Source organism: Pseudomonas putida, from assembly GCF_002906855.1.
GTDB classification, from domain to species: Bacteria; Pseudomonadota; Gammaproteobacteria; order Pseudomonadales; family Pseudomonadaceae; genus Aquipseudomonas; species Aquipseudomonas putida_N.
The window spans coordinates 43901-62634 of the sequence record NZ_MINI01000038.1 but is presented as its reverse complement, the minus strand read 5'-3'; the positions used below and the strand labels follow the sequence as shown (position 1 = coordinate 62634).

General features: G+C 63.2%; 21 protein-coding genes. 11 read left to right on the top strand and 10 right to left on the bottom strand.

Going from position 1 to position 18734, the window contains the following annotated elements; translation table 11 throughout:
- Positions 1–34: 34 nt before the first annotated feature.
- From coxB to BGP85_RS12695, 4 genes are read left to right on the top strand one after another with little or no spacing between them, the layout of a single operon-like run.
- Positions 35–1162 carry a cytochrome c oxidase subunit II gene (coxB, locus tag BGP85_RS12710; protein ID WP_103448343.1) on the top strand — a complete coding sequence of 376 codons (1128 nt, stop codon included), beginning with the start codon at positions 35–37 and terminating at the stop codon, positions 1160–1162.
- Between the two features lie 43 nt (positions 1163–1205).
- Complete coding sequence (gene ctaD / locus BGP85_RS12705; protein ID WP_060483857.1) at positions 1206–2795, top strand: cytochrome c oxidase subunit I; 1590 nt, start codon at positions 1206–1208, stop codon at positions 2793–2795.
- Between the two features lie 10 nt (positions 2796–2805).
- Positions 2806–3372, top strand: coding sequence for a cytochrome c oxidase assembly protein (locus BGP85_RS12700; RefSeq protein ID WP_103448342.1), 567 nt, complete (start codon positions 2806–2808; stop codon positions 3370–3372).
- Positions 3373–3388: 16 nt separating this feature from the next.
- Positions 3389–4276 (top strand): cytochrome c oxidase subunit 3, encoded by an 888-nt coding sequence (locus tag BGP85_RS12695; protein ID WP_103448341.1) that lies wholly within the window; start codon positions 3389–3391, stop codon positions 4274–4276.
- On the opposite strand, the gene BGP85_RS12690 is transcribed toward BGP85_RS12695, so the two are convergent.
- Entirely contained in the window at positions 4277–4480 is a 204-nt protein-coding gene (locus BGP85_RS12690) for a twin transmembrane helix small protein (protein ID WP_060507818.1), read from the bottom strand.
- 63 nt (positions 4481–4543) lie between these two features.
- Between BGP85_RS12690 and BGP85_RS12685 the strand changes: the two genes are divergently transcribed.
- The 5 genes from BGP85_RS12685 to BGP85_RS12665 are packed head-to-tail and all read left to right on the top strand — an operon-like array spanning position 4544 to position 8427.
- Positions 4544–5281 carry an SURF1 family protein gene (locus tag BGP85_RS12685; protein ID WP_103448340.1) on the top strand — a complete coding sequence of 246 codons (738 nt, stop codon included), beginning with the start codon at positions 4544–4546 and terminating at the stop codon, positions 5279–5281.
- Positions 5250–5831, top strand: a complete 582-nt coding sequence (locus tag BGP85_RS12680) for a hypothetical protein (protein WP_103448339.1) — start codon at positions 5250–5252, stop codon at positions 5829–5831. Before BGP85_RS12685 ends, BGP85_RS12680 begins: the two co-directional genes overlap by 32 nt.
- A 9-nt stretch (positions 5832–5840) precedes the next feature.
- Positions 5841–6920 (top strand): COX15/CtaA family protein, encoded by a 1080-nt coding sequence (locus BGP85_RS12675; RefSeq protein ID WP_103448338.1) that lies wholly within the window; start codon positions 5841–5843, stop codon positions 6918–6920.
- The gene (gene cyoE, locus BGP85_RS12670; RefSeq protein ID WP_103448337.1) at positions 6905–7798 is read left to right on the top strand and encodes a heme o synthase; all 894 of its coding nucleotides are present in this window, start codon (positions 6905–6907) and stop codon (positions 7796–7798) included. Before BGP85_RS12675 ends, cyoE begins: the two co-directional genes overlap by 16 nt.
- Positions 7795–8427 carry an SCO family protein gene (locus tag BGP85_RS12665; RefSeq protein WP_103448336.1) on the top strand — a complete coding sequence of 211 codons (633 nt, stop codon included), beginning with the start codon at positions 7795–7797 and terminating at the stop codon, positions 8425–8427. Before cyoE ends, BGP85_RS12665 begins: the two co-directional genes overlap by 4 nt.
- A 120-nt stretch (positions 8428–8547) precedes the next feature.
- Here the strand turns inward: BGP85_RS12665 and BGP85_RS12660 are convergent, their stop codons facing one another.
- From BGP85_RS12660 to BGP85_RS12650, 3 genes are all read right to left on the bottom strand, one after another.
- Entirely contained in the window at positions 8548–9333 is a 786-nt protein-coding gene (locus tag BGP85_RS12660) for a MetQ/NlpA family ABC transporter substrate-binding protein (RefSeq protein WP_103448335.1), read from the bottom strand.
- A gap of 64 nt (positions 9334–9397) precedes the next feature.
- Complete coding sequence (locus tag BGP85_RS12655; RefSeq protein ID WP_103448334.1) at positions 9398–10069, bottom strand: methionine ABC transporter permease; 672 nt, start codon at positions 10067–10069, stop codon at positions 9398–9400.
- Positions 10069–11076 carry a methionine ABC transporter ATP-binding protein gene (locus tag BGP85_RS12650; protein WP_103448333.1) on the bottom strand — a complete coding sequence of 336 codons (1008 nt, stop codon included), beginning with the start codon at positions 11074–11076 and terminating at the stop codon, positions 10069–10071. Before BGP85_RS12650 ends, BGP85_RS12655 begins: the two co-directional genes overlap by 1 nt.
- 225 nt (positions 11077–11301) lie before the next feature.
- Between BGP85_RS12650 and katE the strand changes: the two genes are divergently transcribed.
- A complete protein-coding gene (gene katE, locus BGP85_RS12645) occupies positions 11302–13431 on the top strand; it encodes a catalase HPII (RefSeq protein WP_103448332.1) in 2130 nt (709 codons plus the stop codon).
- A 42-nt stretch (positions 13432–13473) separates the two neighbouring features.
- Here katE and BGP85_RS12640 read toward each other — a convergent pair whose 3' ends face one another.
- The 4 genes from BGP85_RS12640 to zur all read right to left on the bottom strand — a co-directional run bounded on the left by BGP85_RS12640 (position 13474) and on the right by zur (position 16339).
- The gene (locus tag BGP85_RS12640) at positions 13474–14181 is read right to left on the bottom strand and encodes a PA5502 family lipoprotein (RefSeq protein ID WP_103448331.1); all 708 of its coding nucleotides are present in this window, start codon (positions 14179–14181) and stop codon (positions 13474–13476) included.
- Positions 14182–14308: 127 nt separating this feature from the next.
- Positions 14309–15091, bottom strand: a complete 783-nt coding sequence (gene znuB, locus BGP85_RS12635; RefSeq protein ID WP_103448330.1) for a zinc ABC transporter permease subunit ZnuB — start codon at positions 15089–15091, stop codon at positions 14309–14311.
- Positions 15084–15857 carry a zinc ABC transporter ATP-binding protein ZnuC gene (gene znuC, locus BGP85_RS12630; protein WP_060483860.1) on the bottom strand — a complete coding sequence of 258 codons (774 nt, stop codon included), beginning with the start codon at positions 15855–15857 and terminating at the stop codon, positions 15084–15086. Before znuC ends, znuB begins: the two co-directional genes overlap by 8 nt.
- Positions 15854–16339, bottom strand: a complete 486-nt coding sequence (zur, locus tag BGP85_RS12625; protein WP_103448329.1) for a zinc uptake transcriptional repressor Zur — start codon at positions 16337–16339, stop codon at positions 15854–15856. The genes znuC and zur overlap by 4 nt, the downstream gene beginning before the upstream one ends.
- Positions 16340–16357: 18 nt before the next feature.
- Between zur and BGP85_RS12620 the strand changes: the two genes are divergently transcribed.
- Positions 16358–17314, top strand: a complete 957-nt coding sequence (locus BGP85_RS12620) for a zinc ABC transporter substrate-binding protein (RefSeq protein ID WP_103448328.1) — start codon at positions 16358–16360, stop codon at positions 17312–17314.
- A gap of 49 nt (positions 17315–17363) precedes the next feature.
- On the opposite strand, the gene BGP85_RS12615 is transcribed toward BGP85_RS12620, so the two are convergent.
- Together BGP85_RS12615 and BGP85_RS12610 are read right to left on the bottom strand one after the other, a co-directional pair.
- Positions 17364–18314 (bottom strand): homoserine kinase, encoded by a 951-nt coding sequence (locus BGP85_RS12615; protein ID WP_103448327.1) that lies wholly within the window; start codon positions 18312–18314, stop codon positions 17364–17366.
- 71 nt (positions 18315–18385) lie between these two features.
- The gene (locus BGP85_RS12610) at positions 18386–18673 is read right to left on the bottom strand and encodes a DUF2782 domain-containing protein (RefSeq protein ID WP_027917186.1); all 288 of its coding nucleotides are present in this window, start codon (positions 18671–18673) and stop codon (positions 18386–18388) included.
- Positions 18674–18734: the final 61 nt, after the last annotated feature.

Here is an 18734-nt window from a genome sequence, read left to right as displayed (position 1 = left end):
TCCGGGACTACAAGAACGAGAAGGGGAACCCGCAATGATGCGACATCCACATGTCTGGATGGGCCTCCTGTTGTGGTCGGTTTTTGGTCAGGCCAACGCTGCCTGGACCGTGAACATGCACCCGGGGGCGACGGAAGTCTCCAACGCTGTGTTCGACCTGCACATGACGATCTTCTGGATCTGCGTGATCATCGGCATCGTGGTTTTCGGTGCGATGTTCTGGTCCATGGTCATTCACCGCCGTTCCACCGGCCAGCAGCCAGCGCATTTTCACGAGCACACCTGGGTGGAAATCCTCTGGACCATCGTGCCCTTCCTGATTCTGGTGGCCATGGCCATTCCGGCCACCAAGACCCTGATCGACATCTACGACGCCAGCGAATCGGACATCGACATCCAGGTCACCGGCTACCAGTGGAAATGGCACTACAAATATCTGGGCCAGGACGTGGAGTTCTTCAGCAACCTGGCCACCCCCGCCGATCAGATCCACAACAAGGCGCCCAAGGACGAGCACTACCTGCTTGAAGTCGACCAGCCGCTGGTGCTGCCGGTCGGTGCCAAGGTGCGCTTCCTGGTGACCGCCGCCGACGTCATCCACTCCTGGTGGGTGCCGGCCTTCGCGGTCAAGCGCGACGCCATCCCAGGCTTCGTCAACGAAGCCTGGACCCGTATCGAGAAGCCCGGCATCTACCGCGGCCAGTGCACCGAGCTGTGCGGCAAGGACCACGGCTTCATGCCGGTGGTGGTCGAGGTCAAGTCCAAGGCCGATTACGACACCTGGCTCGGCGAACGCAAGGCCGAGGCGGCCAAGCTCAAGGAACTGACCAGCAAGGACTGGACGCTCGAAGAACTGGTCGAGCGTGGCGACAAGGTCTACCACACCACCTGTGTGGCCTGTCACCAGGCCGAGGGCCAGGGCCTGCCACCGATGTTCCCTGCGCTCAAGGGTTCGAAAGTGGCCACCGGGCCGAAGGACGAGCACCTGAGCACGGTGTACCACGGCCGCCCGGGCACGGCGATGGCCGCGTTCGGCAAGCAGCTCTCGGAAGTCGACATCGCCGCCGTGGTCACCTACGAGCGCAACGCCTGGGGCAACAACAAGGGCGACATGGTCACGCCGAAGGACGTGCTGGCGCTCAAGCAGGCAGAAGCCAAGTGAACCGGGTTTTGCGCGGCAATCAGCGGATTGCAGGAGACAGGACATGAGTGCAGTGATCGACGACCACGCCCAAGGCCATGACCACGCACACGGCCCGGCCAAGGGCCTGATGCGCTGGGTGCTGACCACCAACCACAAGGACATCGGCACGATGTACCTGTGGTTCGCCTTCATGATGTTCCTGCTTGGCGGCTCGTTCGCCATGGTGATACGCGCCGAGCTGTTCCAGCCCGGTCTGCAGATCGTCGAGCCGGCGTTCTTCAACCAGATGACCACAATGCACGGCCTGATCATGGTGTTCGGTGCGGTGATGCCGGCCTTCGTCGGCCTGGCCAACTGGATGATCCCGCTGATGATTGGCGCACCCGACATGGCCCTGCCGCGGATGAACAACTTCAGCTTCTGGCTGCTGCCAGCGGCGTTCCTGCTGCTGGTCTCGACCCTGTTCAGCCCCGGCGGCGGGCCGAACTTCGGCTGGACCTTCTATGCCCCACTGTCGACCACCTACGCCCCGGCCAGCGTCACCTTCTTCATCTTCGCCATCCACCTGATGGGTATCAGCTCGATCATGGGCGCGATCAACGTGATCGCCACCATCCTCAACCTGCGCGCCCCAGGCATGACCCTGATGAAGATGCCGCTGTTCGTCTGGACCTGGCTGATCACCGCGTTCCTGCTGATCGCGGTGATGCCGGTGCTGGCCGGCGTGGTGACCATGATGCTGATGGACATCCACTTCGGCACCAGCTTCTTCAGCGCCGCCGGTGGCGGTGACCCGGTGCTGTTCCAGCATGTGTTCTGGTTCTTCGGCCACCCCGAGGTGTACATCATGATCCTGCCGGCCTTCGGCGCGGTCAGCTCGATCATCCCGGCGTTCTCGCGCAAGCCGCTGTTCGGCTACACCTCGATGGTCTACGCCACCGGCGCGATTGCCTTCCTGTCGTTCATCGTCTGGGCCCACCACATGTTCGTGGTCGGTATCCCGGTGGTCGGCGAGCTGTTCTTCATGTACGCCACCATGCTCATCGCCGTACCCACCGGGGTGAAGGTGTTCAACTGGGTCAGCACCATGTGGGAAGGCTCGCTCAGCTTCGAGACGCCGATGCTGTTCGCCATCGCCTTCGTCATCCTGTTCACCATCGGTGGTTTCTCCGGGTTGATGCTGGCCATCGCCCCGGCGGACTTCCAGTACCACGACACCTACTTCGTGGTGGCGCACTTCCACTATGTGCTGGTGCCCGGGGCGATCTTTGGCATCTTTGCCTCGGCCTACTACTGGCTGCCGAAATGGACCGGCCACATGTATGACGAAACGCTCGGCAAGCTGCACTTCTGGCTGTCGTTCGTCGGCATGAACATGGCCTTCTTCCCCATGCACTTCGTGGGCCTGGCCGGGATGCCACGGCGTATTCCCGACTACAACCTGCAGTTCGCCGACTTCAACATGGTTTCGTCGATTGGCGCCTTCCTGTTCGGCACCACGCAGCTGTTCTTCCTGTTCATCGTCATCAAGTGCATTCGTGGCGGCGCGCCGGCACCGGCCAAGCCCTGGGATGGCGCCGAGGGCCTGGAATGGTCGATCCCCTCGCCGGCGCCGTATCACACCTTCCAGACTCCGCCGGAAGTGAAATAGGAGCCTCGCCATGAAAGGCTCGTCGCTCAAGCGCCTGGTCACCCGCCTGCTGCTGCTGACGGTGGTGATGTTCGGCTTCGGGTTTGCCCTGGTGCCGATGTATGACGTGATGTGCAAGGCCTTCGGCATCAACGGCAAGACCGGTGGGCAGTACGAGGGCAGCCAGGTCAGTGACCCGACGCGTTCGGTGCGGGTGCAGTTCATGTCGACCAACGCCGCCGACATGGTCTGGGACTTCTATTCCAAGGGCGACGAACTCGAGGTCAACCCGGGGTCTGTGAACCAGATGATCTTCGTCGCGCACAACCCGACCAACCGGCCGATGAGTGCGCAAGCGATACCCAGCATCACCCCGGCCGAGGCCGCGGCGTATTTCCACAAGACCGAGTGCTTTTGCTTTACCCAGCAGGTGCTGCAGCCCGGCGAACGCATCGAGATGCCGGTGCGCTTCATCGTCGACCGCGACCTGCCGGAAAGCGTGAAGCACCTGACACTGGCCTACACCTTGTTCGACATCACTGCACGTCATCCGCCGGTCGCCCATGCCGCGGTACAGGACGTCCAGGGCGCCCGCTGAGGGAAGGAGAACAGCAATGGCAAGTCATGAGCACTACTACGTTCCGGCGCAGAGCAAGTGGCCGATCATCGCCACCATTGGCATGTTCATCACGGTGTTCGGCCTGGGTACCTGGTTCAACGACATGAAGGCCGGCCACCCGTCATCACACGGGCCGCTGATCTTCTTCGTCGGCGCGTTGTTCCTGGCCTACATGCTGTTCGGCTGGTTCGGCTCGGTGGTCCGCGAGAGCCGTGCCGGGCTGTACAGCCCGCAGCTGGACCGATCGTTCCGCTGGGGCATGAGCTGGTTCATCTTCTCGGAAGTGATGTTCTTCATGGCCTTCTTCGGCGCGCTGTTCTACGTGCGTGTGCTGGCCGGGCCGTGGCTGGGCGGTGAAGGGGCCAAAGGTGTTGCGCACATGCTCTGGCCGACGTTCGAATTCACCTGGCCGCTGTTGCACACGCCCGACCCGAAACTGTTCCCGCCGCCCAAGGAAGTGATCGACCCGTGGCACCTGCCGCTGATCAACACCATCTTGCTGGTCAGCTCCAGCGTGACCATCACCATCGCTCACCACGCCCTGCGCCGTGACCATCGAGGCCCGCTGAAATTCTGGATGGCGCTGACCATCCTGCTGGGCATCAGCTTCATCACGCTGCAGGCCTACGAGTACCACGAGGCCTACACCAAGCTGGGGCTGACCCTGGGCTCGGGCATCTATGGCGCGACGTTCTTCATGCTCACGGGTTTCCACGGGGCCCACGTGACCTTGGGCACGATCATCCTGATCGTGATGTTCGTGCGCATCCTGCGCGGGCACTTCAACCCCGAAAAACACTTCGGGTTCGAGGCGGCAAGCTGGTATTGGCACTTCGTCGATGTGGTGTGGGTGGGGCTGTTCATCTTTGTGTATGTGCTGTGATCAGAACGGTGCGTGAGACACCAGCTGGCCACTGATGAAACCCCAGGCGACCAGGCCGATGGTCAGGGTGGCAAGGGCCACCCGCACGGTCAGGGCTTTAAGCAGGCGGGTCGAGTTTTCATCATCCTTGACCAGAAACACCAGGCCACTGAACAGGCTGGCAACCGTGGCCAACAGCATCAGGACAATCGCGGCCTTGAGCATGGCGATACTCCGGGGGGATGCGGTGATGTGGATAAGTATAGCGATTGGCCCGGCGAGGCTGCGATGAGGCGGTTTCGCCCAGGCTGGATACCGACCCTGGTAGTGCTTGCGCTGCTGCCGGGGCTGATTGCACTTGGCTGCTGGCAACTCGGCCGGGCCGAAGAGAAGCGCGTATTGCTGGAGACCTATGCCCAGCGTGAGGTCGAGGCCCCGCTGGCCACCACCCAGTTGCTGCAGACCCAGGACACTGCCTTCCGCCGTGTGCATCTCTATGGCCGCTTCGACGCCGAGCACAGCGTGTTGCTGGACAACCGCATGCGTGACGGCCAGGCCGGTGTCGAGCTGCTGCAAGCCTTCCATGACCAGGCCAGTGGCCTGTGGCTGCTGGTCAACCGCGGCTGGTTACCTTGGCCAGACCGCCGCGTGCCGGTGCATTTCGATACCCCCGACCAGGTACTGACGCTGAACGCGTCGGTGTATGTGGCACCGGGCAGCACCTTCCAGCTGCACCCCGACCCGGTCGGGGGGCAATGGCCGCACCTGCTCACCGCGGTCGACGCTGCGCAAGTGTGGCAGCAGCTCGGTCGTGAAGGCTTCGCCCATGAGTTACGCCTGGAGCCCGGCCCGGCTGTTTATCGGCTGGACTGGCCGGTAGTCGCCATGGGTCCGGAAAAACACCTGGGTTACGCCGTGCAGTGGTTCGCCCTGGCCACTGCGCTGGTGCTGCTCTACCTCTACTTCGGCTGGCACAACAACAAGGAGAAACAGCATGGCCACCGCCACTCGACTGGACGTGCCTGAACGTGGCAAGCCCACAGCCCGCGGGCGTTTGCAGTTGATTCTGATTTTGCTGGTAGTGCTTGGGCCGATGATCCTGGCGACCTGCATGTACAAGCTCCAGTTCTGGGTACCGGACGGCCGCAGCTACCACGGCGTGATGATCGGCAACGGCGAGAGCCGCGTCGATATCGGCATTGCCGGCGAGGACGAACGCTGGCAACTGCTGGTCAGCGCGCCCGAGGCCTGCACCGAGGAGTGCCAGCGCCTGGTGTACCTGGTGCGGCAGATTCAGGTCGGTCTGGGCCGCGACGCCAGCCGTGCCAGCCACGCCTTGGCTGCCGCCCAGCCGTTGGACAGCGACTATCAGGCGCTGCTGGGGCGTGAGTATCCACAGCTGCAACGCTATCCACTGGATGCACAGCGCTACCTGCAGAAGGTTGGCGAGACCGGTCCGCAATTGTGGATAGTCGACCCGCACGGCAACCTGGTGTTGCGCTACGACGGCAAGGTCAACGGCAAGCACGTGCTCGATGACCTGCGTCACCTGCTCAAGCTGTCCAACATCGGCTAGGAGCCTGCCATGGCCAGACCCGGATTCCGCATCGCTGTGTTCGCTACCTTGCTGGCACTGCTGGTCGTCCTGCTCGGTGCCTACACCCGCCTGACCCACGCCGGGCTCGGCTGCCCCGACTGGCCGGGTTGCTATGGTTTCATCAGCGTGCCCAGTAGCGAAGCGCAGCTGGCCCATGCCGGACTGCACTTCCCGGACCATCCGGTGGAAGAGGCCAAGGGCTGGGCCGAGATGGTCCACCGCTACTTTGCCGGTACCCTCGCCGTGGTGATCGCCCTGCTCGCCTTGCAGGCGCTGCGCCGACATGCCAGCGATGGCCAGCCCTATCGCCTGCCCCTGTTGTTGCTGGGCGTGGTGCTGGCGCAGGCAGCGTTCGGCATGTGGACCGTCACGCTCAAGCTGTGGCCGCAAGTGGTCACAGCGCACCTGCTGGGTGGCTTCACCACCTTGAGCCTGCTGTTCCTGCTGTCCCTGCGTCTATCCCGGGCCTTTGCGCCGTTGCCAAAGCTACCGCTCAGTCTACGGCGGATAGCCGCGTTGGCCTTGCTGGTGGTGATCGGCCAGATCGCCCTGGGCGGCTGGGTGAGTGCCAACTATGCGGCGGTCGCCTGCATCGATCTGCCCACCTGCCATGGCCAGTGGTGGCCGGCGGCCGATTTCAGCAACGGCTTCCACCTCAGCCAGCACGTCGGCCCCAACTACTTGGGTGGGCAGCTGGACAGCGATGCACGCACGGCCATCCACATCAGCCACCGTCTGGGCGCGCTTTTGGTGACCTGTGTGCTGCTGATGCTCAGCTGGAAGCTTTACCGCTGTGGCCTCACTGGGCTGTCGCGGCTGGTGCTGCTGGCGCTGGCCGTGCAGGTCGGCCTGGGGATCAGCAACGTGCTGTTCCACCTGCCGCTGGCCGTGGCCGTCGCGCATAACGCGGGCGGAGCGTTGCTGCTGCTGAGCATGGTACTGGTGAACTACCGCATCCGCGTGGTCGACAAGGTCCGCGTCGGCGTCGGGCAGGGCTGGCGCCTGCGGCCTGTGGCCGGAGTGAGCATCAACCATCACATGAGGAACGATTCGTGGCGACGCTTCTGAGCGCACGGCGTGCCGGCTGGCGCGATTACCTGGAGCTGACCAAGCCCAAGGTGGTGGTTTTGATGTTGATCACCTCGCTGGCGGGCATGTTCCTGGCGACCCGCGCTGGGGTCAGCTGGAGTGTGCTGCTGTTCGGCAACCTGGGTATCGCCCTGTGTGCGGGCAGCGCGGCAGTGGTCAACCATGTGGTGGACCGGCGCATCGACGCATTGATGGCGCGTACCCACAAGCGGCCATTGGCTCAAGGCCGGGTCGAACCTGTGCCGGCGTTGCTGTTCGCCCTGGCTCTGGCGCTGCTTGGCATGGCCCTGCTGCTGGTCTTTACCAACGCCCTCACCGCCTGGCTGACCCTGGCTTCCCTGCTCGGCTATGCGGTGCTCTACACCGGCTTTCTCAAGCGTGCCACGCCTCAGAACATCGTCATTGGCGGCCTGGCAGGCGCCGCGCCGCCGCTGCTGGGCTGGGTCGCAGTGAGCGGCCATGTCAGCGCCGAGCCCCTGTTGCTGGTGCTGATCATCTTCGCCTGGACGCCACCGCACTTCTGGGCGCTGGCCATCCACCGCAAGGAGGAATATGCCAAGGCCGATATCCCGATGCTGCCGGTTACCCACGGTGAGCGTTACACCAAACTGCATATCCTGCTGTACAGCCTGATATTGCTGGCAGTCAGCCTGCTGCCGTTTGCCATCCACATGAGCGGCCTGTTGTACCTGGCCTGCGCCCTGGTACTGGGCCTGCGCTTCCTGCAATGGGCATGGGTGTTGTACCGTGGCAGCCGGCCGCACGCGGCGATCGGCACCTTCAAGTACTCTATCGGCTACCTGTTCGCGCTGTTTATCGCGTTGCTCGTTGACCACTACCTGTTGCTGAATCTATGACCCGAACCCAGAAAACCGTCTTCATCCTCGTCGCCCTGGTCGCGCTGATCCTGGGCCTTACCGTCAACAAGGTGCTCAGTGAACGGGGCCAGCTCAACCCGACCGAGCTGATCGATGCCGGCATCATTCTGTTGCCGCAGAGCCGCGCGGTGGCCGACGTGACCATGACCAACCAGGATGGCCAGCCGGTGCAGCTGGACGACCTGAAGGGCAAATGGTCGCTGCTGTTCTTCGGCTACACCTACTGCCCGGACATCTGCCCGACCACCCTGGCCCAGCTGCGTCAGGTGAAGAGCGAGCTGCCCAAGGAGGCCGTGGACCGGCTGCAGGTGGTTTTGGTGAGCGTGGACCCGAACCGCGATACGCCGAACCAACTGAAGCAGTACCTGGGCTATTTCGACAAGGATTTCGTCGGGGTGGCGGGGTCGATCGAAGATACTCAGAAGCTGGCCAATGCCTTGAGCATTCCGTTCATCCCGGCCGATACCAGCAAGCCGGGGTATACCGTGGATCACAGCGGCAACCTGGCAGTCGTTGGGCCCGATGGGCGTCAGCGCGGGTTCATTCGTGCGCCGTTCAACAACCAGAAGCTGGTGGCGCAACTGCCAGGGCTTGTGAAGCGGGATTGACGGGGCTTTAAAAGCTTCGCGGGGCAAGCCCGCTCCTACAGGTACAGCGCTGGCTTATGGCCTTGTGCAGTCTTGTAGGAGCGGGCTTGCCCCGCAAAGAGTCCAGCGCGATTGTTTGGCTTAGAACGCCGGCACCACAGCGCCTTTGTACTTCTCGTTGATGAACTGCTTCACCTCAGGCGAATGCAGTGCAGCAGCCAGCTTCTTCATCGCGTCCGAGTCCTTGTTGTCCGGGCGGGCAACCAGGATGTTCACGTAAGGCGAGTCTTTGCCTTCGATGGCCAGAGCGTCTTTCTCCGGGTTCAGCTTGGCTTCCAGCGCGTAGTTGGTGTTGATCAGGGCGATATCGACCTGGGTCAGCACGCGCGGGATGGTGGCCGCTTCCAGCTCACGGAATTTCACGCTTTTCGGGTTTTCGGCAACGTCCTTCACAGTGGACAGGATGTTGGTGTTGTCCTTCAGCTTGATCACGCCGGCCTTGTCCAGCAGCAGCAGGGCGCGGCCGCCGTTGGTGGCGTCGTTGGGGATGACCACGGTGGCGCCGGAGGACAGTTCGTCGAGCTTCTTGATCTTGGTCGAGTACACGCCCAGCGGCTCGATGTGCACGCCGGCAACGCTGACCAGGTTGGTGCCCTTGGCCTTGTTGAACTCATCCAGGTATGGCTGGTGCTGGAAGAAGTTGGCGTCCAGGCGCTTCTCGGCCACCTGCACGTTCGGCTGGATGTAGTCGGTGAATTCCTTGACCTTCAGGTCTACGCCTTCTTTCGCCAGCTGAGGCTTGACGAAGTTGAGGATCTCGGCGTGCGGCACCGGGGTGGCGGCTACGGTGAGGCTTTGGGATTTGGCTTCGTCGGCGTTGGCCGAGAGGGCCGCCACAGCGGCGACAACAGCAAGCAGCTTCTTCATGAATCACTCCTTGTGAGGGCCGCGACGGCCCCCGAACGGGTCGGCCGGGCCGACCCCATTGGGGTTACTTACGGGAAAAATGCACGACCAGTTTGTCGCCCACGCTCTGCAGGACTTGAACCAGCACCAGCAACAGCACCACGGTCACCACCATCACGTCGGTCTGGAAGCGCTGGTAACCGAAGCGGATGGCCAGGTCGCCCAGGCCGCCAGCGCCGACCACACCGGCCATGGCGGTGTAAGACACCAGGGTGATGGCGGTGACGGTAATCGCCGCGAAGATGCCCGGGCGGGCCTCCGGCAGCAGCGCGCTGGTGATGATCTGGCGGGTGGTGGCGCCCATCGACTGGGTGGCCTCGATGATGCCGCGGTCCACTTCACGCAGGGCGGTTTCCACCAGGCGCGCGAAGAACGGCGTGGCACCCACCACCAGCGGCGGGATGGCACCAGCGACACCCAGCGAGGTGCCGGTGATCAGCACGGTGAACGGAATCATCACGATCAGCAGGATGATGAACGGCAGCGAGCGCAGAATGTTGACGATCAGCGACAGCAGCGCGTACACGCCCTTCTGCTCGAACATCTGCTTCGGCCCGCAGAGGAACAGCAGCACGCCCAGTGGCAGGCCCAGCAGCACGGTGAAGAACAGCGAGCCGAACAGCATGATCATGGTATCGACGGTGGCCAGCCAGATTTCGGCCCAGTCGACGTTGGCGAAGAAATTCAGGGCGTCCATCAACGCAGTACCTCCATATGTACGTCAGCTGCCTTGAAGCGGGCAAACGCCGCTTCCATGTCCCCGCCGATCAGGGCAAGGGTGAGCTGGCCATAGGGGACATCCTTGATGCGGTCGATGCGCCCGGCGAGGATGCTGTAGTCCACGCCGGTTTCGCGGGCCACGGTGCCCAGCAGCGGGGCGTAGGTGGAATCGCCCTGGAAGGTCAGGCGCACGATACGGCCTGGCACGTGGGCGAAGTCATCGCGCTGCTCGCCTTCGTCGACCTGTTCATCCTCCTGGACGAAACGCTTGGTGGTCGGATGTTGCGGGTGCAGGAACACATCGGCCACCGGGCCTTGCTCGACGATCTGACCGGCATCCATCACCGCCACGCGGTCGCAGACCCGGCGGATCACGTCCATTTCATGGGTGATCAGCACGATGGTCAGCTTCAGCTCACGGTTGATCTCGGCCAGCAGCTGCAGCACCGAAGCGGTGGTCTGCGGGTCGAGGGCGCTGGTGGCTTCGTCGCACAGCAGGATCTTCGGGTTGGTCGACAGAGCGCGGGCGATGCCGACGCGCTGCTTTTGGCCGCCGGAAAGCTGCGCCGGGTACTTCCTGGCGTGGTCCTGCAGGCCGACACGGGCCAGCAGCTCGGTGACACGCTTGTCGATCTCATTGCGCGACAGCTCGCCGGCCAGGGTCAGCGGCAGGGCGACGTTGTCGGCGACAGTCTTGGACGCCAGCAGGTTGAAGTGCTGGAAGATCATCCCGACCTGCTGGCGGAAGCCGCGCAGCTGGCTGGCGTTGAACGCGGTAACGTCTTCGCCGTCGACGATGATCGTGCCGCCGGAAGGCTCTTCGAGGCGGTTGATCAGGCGCAGCATGGTGCTCTTGCCGGCGCCGGAATGGCCGATCAGGCCGAACACCTGGCCATTTTCAATGGTCAGGCTGGTCGGATTCAGTGCGGGGATTTCCCTACCGGCAACGCGGTAGGTCTTGTGTACCTGTTGGAACTCGATCACGTAGCGAACCTTGTGGGGCGCATGGAATTTGGGGCAGCGGTTAGCTGGGGTCGCGCATTTTAGCCTTTTCCCATAGCTGTTCTTAGCATTTATTTCGTAATGCACCAATCCTTCGGGCATATCGCGACAACCGGTAATCCTGATTGAACGCTCGACAAAGTCCTCCAGTCACTACTTGCACAAGCCCGAGACGGGCACGCCTGAAGACTGATAAGGAGAGCCGTGATGCCCAGCAAGAAACCGGATTCGCCGAAACAGAGCCAGCTCGCCGGTACCGACACCCCCGACCGGGCCAATACCAACAGCAAACTGCAGGCCCTGGAGGCGGCGCGCAGCGATGCCACCGGCCAGGCCCTGCGGACCAACCAGGGCGTACGCATCGCCGACAACCAGAATACGCTCAAGGCCGGCCCGCGCGGACCGTCGCTGCTCGAAGACTTCATCATGCGCGAGAAGATCACCCATTTTGACCACGAGCGCATCCCTGAACGTATCGTGCATGCCCGTGGCACCGGCGCGCATGGCTTCTTCCAGAGCTACGGCAATCACGCCGAGCTGACCAAGGCGGGCTTCCTGCAAAACCCGGAAAAGATCACCCCGGTGTTCGTGCGTTTTTCCACCGTGCAAGGTCCGCGCGGGTCGGGCGACACGGTGCGCGACGTGCGCGGGTTCGCCGTGAAGTTCTATACCGATGAAGGCAATTTCGACCTGGTGGGTAACAACATGCCGGTCTTCTTCATCCAGGATGCCATCAAGTTCCCAGACTTCGTGCACGCGGTAAAACCGGAACCACACAATGAAATCCCCACCGGTGGATCGGCCCACGACACCTTCTGGGACTTCGTCTCGCTGGTGCCCGAATCCGCCCACATGGTTATCTGGGCCATGTCTGACCGCGCCATTCCGCGCAGCCTGCGGATGATGGAAGGCTTTGGCGTGCATACCTTCCGCCTTATCAATGCCCAAGGCGTGGCGAGTTTCGTCAAGTTCCACTGGAAGCCGCGCCAGGGCGTGCACTCGCTTTTGTGGGACGAGGCCCAAAAACTTGCAGGCAAAGACACCGACTTCCAGCGCCGGGACCTGTGGGAAGCCATCGAAACCGGCGATTATCCGGAATGGGAACTGGGCGTGCAGATCGTGCCGGAGGCGGATGAACACAAGTTCGACTTCGACCTGCTCGACCCGACCAAGATCATTCCCGAAGAGCTGGTGCCGGTTACGCCACTGGGTAAAATGGTGCTCAACCGCAATCCGGACAATTTCTTCGCCGAGGTTGAGCAGGTTGCTTTCTGCCCTGGCCATATCGTGCCGGGGATCGATTTCACCAATGATCCGTTGCTGCAGGGCCGGCTGTTCTCCTACACCGACACGCAGATCAGCCGCCTTGGCGGGCCGAATTTCCACCAGATCCCCATCAACCGGCCCGTTGCGCCAAACCACAACAATCAGCGCGATGCGCTGCACCAGCATGTGGTGCACAAGGGGCGAGCTTCCTATGAACCCAATTCGATCGACAGCGGCTGGCCGAAAGAAACGCCACCGGCTGCTCAGGATGGGGGCTTCGAGAGCTACCAGGAGCGCATCGACGCGCACAAGATCCGCCAGCGCAGCGAGTCGTTCGGTGATCACTTCTCGCAGGCGCGGCTGTTCTTCCAGAGCATGAGCCCGACCGAGCAACAGCACATCATCAAGGCCTACAGCTTTGAGCTGGGGAAGGTGGAGCGGGAGCACATTCGCGCGCGCCAGGTGAATGAGATTCTTGCCAACATCGACCTGAAGCTGGCCGCTGCTGTCGCTGCCAACCTTGGCTTGCCGGCGCCCAAGGCCGGTACGGTGCAGGTCAAGGGTAGCCAGCTGGCAAAATCGCCGGCCTTGAGCCAGATGAACCACCCTGGCGTGGTCGGCATCAAGGGACGCAAGATCGCGGTGCTGTTAGCCGATGGCGTAGACGGCGCAAGCGTCGACAAACTGGTCAAGGCGCTGGAAGCCGAAAGCGCCAGGCCGATGCTGCTGGGGCCGACTTCGGCGCCGGTGAAGGCGGCGGATGGCAAGGCATTGGCGGTGGATGCGTCGATGGAGGGGATGCCGTCGATCATGTTCGACGGGATTGTAGTGCCCAAGGGTGTGGACAAGGCCTTGGCTTCAAGTGGGTTGGCCAAGCACTTCCTGCTGGAGGGCTACAAGCATCTCAAGGCGATGGTGTTGACCAAGGACCTGTTGAATAGCCTTGGGCTCAAGGAAGACAAGGGATTGCTGCTCGGGGATGAGAAAAAGGCTGTGGATGCCTTTGTCAAAGCGGTCGAGGGGCATCGGGTTTGGGAGCGGGAAGCAGCTGCCGAGGCTGTCCCAGCCTAGGGGCTACTTTGTATAGGGGGCTGCAAAGCAGCCCCCGGCTTCTCAGCGCTGATGCGGGACGAGGACCACCTGCACCGGCATCGACCGCTGAATCTCATGCTTCTGATTCAGCTGGAATCCACTGTCGAGCTTGTGCACGCGCTTCTCCAGCAGGGTCTTCAGCCAAGGTGCATCCTGAGTACGCGGCACCTGGAACACCACGTCACACTGGTAATTGACCACGTCCTTGGCAATCTCATCGAGCTGGCGGCGCATCGCCCGGATGTCGGTGGTCTTCAGCGCAATCACCGTGCTCGGCGCCGTCGGATCGATTACCCGCGCCTGCGGCTTGGCCTCAGCCGCCTTCAAGGCCGCTTCGGCCTTCTCCAGCTCGGCCTTGCGCGCCTGGGTCACGGCGTCACCGCCGGTTACGGCCGGTGCTTGCGGCATCAGCGCCCGGGCCCTGGCCAGCGCGGTGGCGGCGGCATTGACGTCGCCCTTCTGCAATACGATCTGGCTGCGTTTCAGGTAGGCCTCGGCCAGCTGGCGCTGGTTTTGCTCCAGGCGTGCGTCATCCGGTGACTGCGCCTGCAGGGCAGCCAGCTGGTCTTCGGCGGTGGCCAGCTCGTTGCTGGCGATACTCTGTTGCAGCTGCTGCCAGGCATCGGCTTGGGCAGGTGCATTGGCCTGCTCGACCGGCGTGCTGGAACACGCAGCCAGAAACAGGGAAAACGCGGCAACAAGCAGATAACGGGATGCGAACGGCTTCATTCCTGCGACTCTCTATTTGCGCAAAAAGCGAGCAAGTCTACACCCAGGTGCGCACGCTCGAAAATAAGTCTTACAGACCCTTTACCGGTGAAAAGGTTGCAGGGTGCAACTCTGTGCACCCCGGTTTTCAGCGTTTTGGCAGGGCCAGGCTCAGCAAGAATAGCACTGCCGCGCAGACCACGATCGATGGCCCGGCCGGGGTGTCCTTGAACCAGGACATGGCCAGGCCGCCGCATACGGCGGTAATGCCCAGCAGGCTGGCGCCCAGTGCCATCTGCTCTGGCGAGCGGGCGTGGCGCTGTGCCGCGGCAGCGGGAATGATCAACAATGAGGTGATCAGCAGCACGCCGACGATCTTCATGGCCACGGCAATGACCACGGCAATCAGCAGCATCAGCGCCATGCGCAGGCCTGCTACCGGCAGGCCTTCGACCATGGCCAGTTCTTCGTGCACGGTGATGGCCAGCAACGGTCGCCACAGGGCGGCGAGCAGCAGTAGGACCAGCGCACTGCCGCCCAGAATCCACGCCAGGTCGGTGGTGCTGATGGCCAGCAGGTCGCCGAACAGGTAGGCCATCAGGTCGATGCGCACGTCATGCATGAAGCTCAGTACCACCAGGCCCAGCGAGAGGGTGCTGGGGGCCAGGATGCCGAGCAGGGTATCGGAGGCCAGCGGCTGGCGTTGCTGCAAGGTTACCAGCAGGATAGCCAGCAGCAGGCAGCCCACGGTTACCGCCAAGGCCGGGCTGACATCCAGCACGAAGCCCAGGGCAACGCCCAGCAGCGCGGCGTGGGACAGGGTGTCGCCGAAGTACGCCATGCGCCGCCACACCACGAACGAGCCGAGCGGGCCCGCTACCACTGCCAGGGAAAGTCCCGCAAGCAAGGCGTAAAGAAGAAAATCAGCCATGCTTGCAGTGCTCTCCGTGAACATGGGCGCCAGGGGCGACGACCGAGCCGTGCAGGTCGTGGCTGTGGTCGTGGTGGTGGTGGTAGACGGCCAGGCTCGGAGCGTTTTGGCCAAACAGCTCGACAAAGGCCGGGTCGTTGCTGACTTGCTCAGGGTGGCCCGAGCAGCACACGTGGCGGTTCAGGCAGACCACCTGGTCGGTGGCGCTCATCACCAGGTGCAGGTCGTGGGAGACCATCAGCACGCCGCAGCCGTGGCGGTCGCGCAGGCGAGTGATCAGGTTGTACAGCTCGGTCTGGCCGACCACGTCGACACCTTGAACCGGCTCGTCGAGCACCAGCAGCTGAGGCTCGCGCAGCAGTGCCCGGGCCAGCAGTACGCGCTGCATCTCACCGCCGGAAATGGTCTGGATCGGGCTGTCGATGACCTGTTCGGCGCCCACTTCCTGCAGTGCCGACAAGGCAGCCGCGCGGTCTACCCCGGGCACCAGGCGCAAGAAACGCAGCACCGACAGCGGCAGCGTGGCGTCCACTTGGATTTTTTGCGGCATGTAGCCGATGCGCAGCTTCGGTTTGCGCCAGACCTTGCCGCGGTGCGGCTTGAGCAGCCCGAGCACGGCGCGCACCAGGGTGGTCTTGCCGGCACCGTTGGGGCCGATCAGGGTAACGATCTGGCCGGGCGCCACCGACAGGTCGATGCTGTCGAGCACCGCTTCGCCACCAAAGCTGACGCCGACCTGCTCGAGGCGGATCAGGGCGTCGCTCATGCTGCGCTCCGGCAGTTGGCGCACAGGCCGACGATTTCCACTGTCTGGGTTTCGACGCTGAAGCCCACGCCCTTGGCGCTGTTGATGATGGCGTCGCTGATGCTGTCCTGCTCCAGCTCGATGGCAACGTGGCACTCGCGGCAGATCAGGAACTGGCCTTGGTGCGCGTGCTTCGGGTGGCTGCAGCCGATGAAGGCGTTGAGCGAGGCGATGCGGTGTACCAGGCCGTTTTCCAGCAGGAAGTCCAGGGCGCGGTACACCGTGGGGGGCGCGGCACGGCGGCCGTCCTGCTCGCTGAGCACGGCGAGAATGTCGTAGGCGCCCAGCGGCTTGTGGCTCTGCCACACCAACTCCAGCACACGTCGGCGCAGTGCAGTCAGGCGCAGGCCCTGGCGCGCGCACAAGGCATCTGCTTCGGACAAGGCGCTGTGCACGCAATGGGAATGATCGTGGGGACGGTGAGCCAGCGGCGTGATGGACATGGGCAGCGACGGTTCTGGATGGAGACGTTATTATGTTACCTGTTTCTGACGAGTCGAGTATTCATCGTGTCCCGATTCCTTGTGCTTTTTGTCGCTTTCATCGCCTGTTCGGCGCAGGCCGACGTGCGCGTGCTGACCAGCATCAAACCCCTGCAGCAGATTGCCGCCGCCGTGCAGGATGGCGTGGGCAAGCCGGACGTGCTGCTGCCGCCGGGCGCTTCGCCGCACCACTACGCCCTGCGCCCGTCCGACGTGCGCAAGGTCGGCGACGCCGACCTGCTGTACTGGATCGGCCCGGACATGGAGAACTTCCTGCCGCGGGTGCTGGGCAGCCGCAGCAAGCCGACAGTGGCCGTGCAGTCGCTTTCAGGCATGAAGCTGCGCCACTTTGGTGAGGACAGCCATTCCCATGAGGAGGCGGACCAGGACGACCATGACCATGATCACCGCCCAGGCAGCCTGGATGCGCACCTGTGGCTGTCGTCGGTCAACGCCCGGGTGATCGCGGCGAAGATGGCGGCTGACCTGGCGGCGGCGGACCCCGCCAATGCGGCGCGCTACCAGAGCAACCTGAAAGCCTTTACCGAGCGCCTGGATGGCATGGATGCGCGGATCAAGGCGCGGGTGGCCGGGATCGCCGGCAAGCCCTACTTCGTGTTCCATGAGGCGTTCGACTACTTCGAGTCGGCCTATGGCCTGGAGCACACAGGCGTGTTCAGTGTGGCGTCCGAGGTGCAGCCGGGCGCGCAGCATGTGGCTGCGATGCGCAAGCGCTTGCAGGAAGTGGGCAAGACCTGTGTGTTCAGCGAGCCACCGCTGCGCCCGCGCCTGGCCGAGACACTGACGGCCGGGCTGCCGGTGCGGTTGGCGGAGCTGGATGCCCTGGGTGGTACCGACCCAGTGGATGCCAAGGGCTATGAGCGCCTGCTTGAAAAGCTTGGTGGTGACCTTGCCGGCTGCCTGGAGCAGTTGTAAGCCTGTACCGGCTTCTTCGCGGGCAAGCCCGCGAAGAAGCAGATGCGGTCTAGAGGGCGAACGGCAGGTGCAAGGCCACCTGCTGGCGCTGCGCCAGACGCACCTCGAACTCGCTCGGGTCATGGATCATCACATCCATCCCGGCAAATGATTCTGCGGCAATCAGGCGCGACAGCCAGAAGCGCACGCAGCCTACCCGCAACATCTCCGGCCACAGCTCGGCTTCGGCAGCGGTGAACGGCCGCAGCGCCGCATAGGCCCCCAGCAGTGCCTGAGCACGCGGAACATCGATCGCGCCGTGGTCATCCAGGCACCAGTCGTTCACGGTGATGGCGATGTCATACAGCATTGGTCCGGAACAGGCATTGTAGAAGTCGATGACGCCGGTCAGGTGTGTGCCTTCGAACATCACGTTGTCGCGGAACAGGTCGGCATGCAGGTTGGCACGCGGCAAGGCCAGGATCTGCGCCTTGTGCGCGGTGATTTCGTCCAGCGCCGGTTGCAGCAGCGCAGCCTGCTCGGGGCTCAGGCGCGGCAGCAGTTCGGCACCCGATGCCAGCATCCAGTCCAGGCCACGGTCGGTACGGCGCTCGATGATGCGTTCGCGGGTGGCCAGGTGAATGTGCGCCAGCAACTCACCCACCTGGGCGCAGTGCTGGGGGTTTGGCGCCTTGATGTGCTTGCCCGACAGCCGCGGCTGCAGCAAGGCCGGCTTGCCGCACAGTTCGCGCAGGGCATTGCCGTCACGGTCGCGCAGGGCGTAGGGCACCGGCATGTCGGCATCGTGCAGCACGTCGAGCAGGTCGATGAAGAACGGCATGTCCTCGACCGGGCCGCGTTCGACCAGCGTCAGGACGAACTCACCCTGTTCGAGGCTGACGAAGAAATTGCTGTTTTCGGTACCGGCGGCAATGCCCTGAAAGTCGAGCAGACGGCCCAGCTCGTACGGCGCCAGAAAGGTTTCCAGCTCAGGCCGGGTCACGGGGGTGAAGACTGACATGATGAAAAAATGCCCATACGGGCACTTCCGCCGGGAAGTGCCGGGTTGATGTGAACGGTGCGCGCGTCAGATTACCACTCGAAGATCTTCCAGGACGGGATCAGCATGTCCGGTTGGTCGGAACGAATGAAATTGGCATCGGTGCCATCGGCGCGGACCAGGAAATACGGCTTGCCGTTTTTCGGCGTGATCTTGATCGCATACAGGAAGCCGTTCTGCCGGTATTCCTGGATGGTTTTATCGCCTTCCGTGCGAATGGTCACCTCGGGATCGGCCGAGGGGGCGTCTTCCGCCGCCAGGGTGACGACCGGCATGGTTGCCAACAGGCCGAGCAGTAACAGGCGATTGAGTGTACGCATGATAACCTAGTCCCTTTGTCGTCATTGATCCGGCTATTCTAGCTCCGGACCCGCCGAAAAG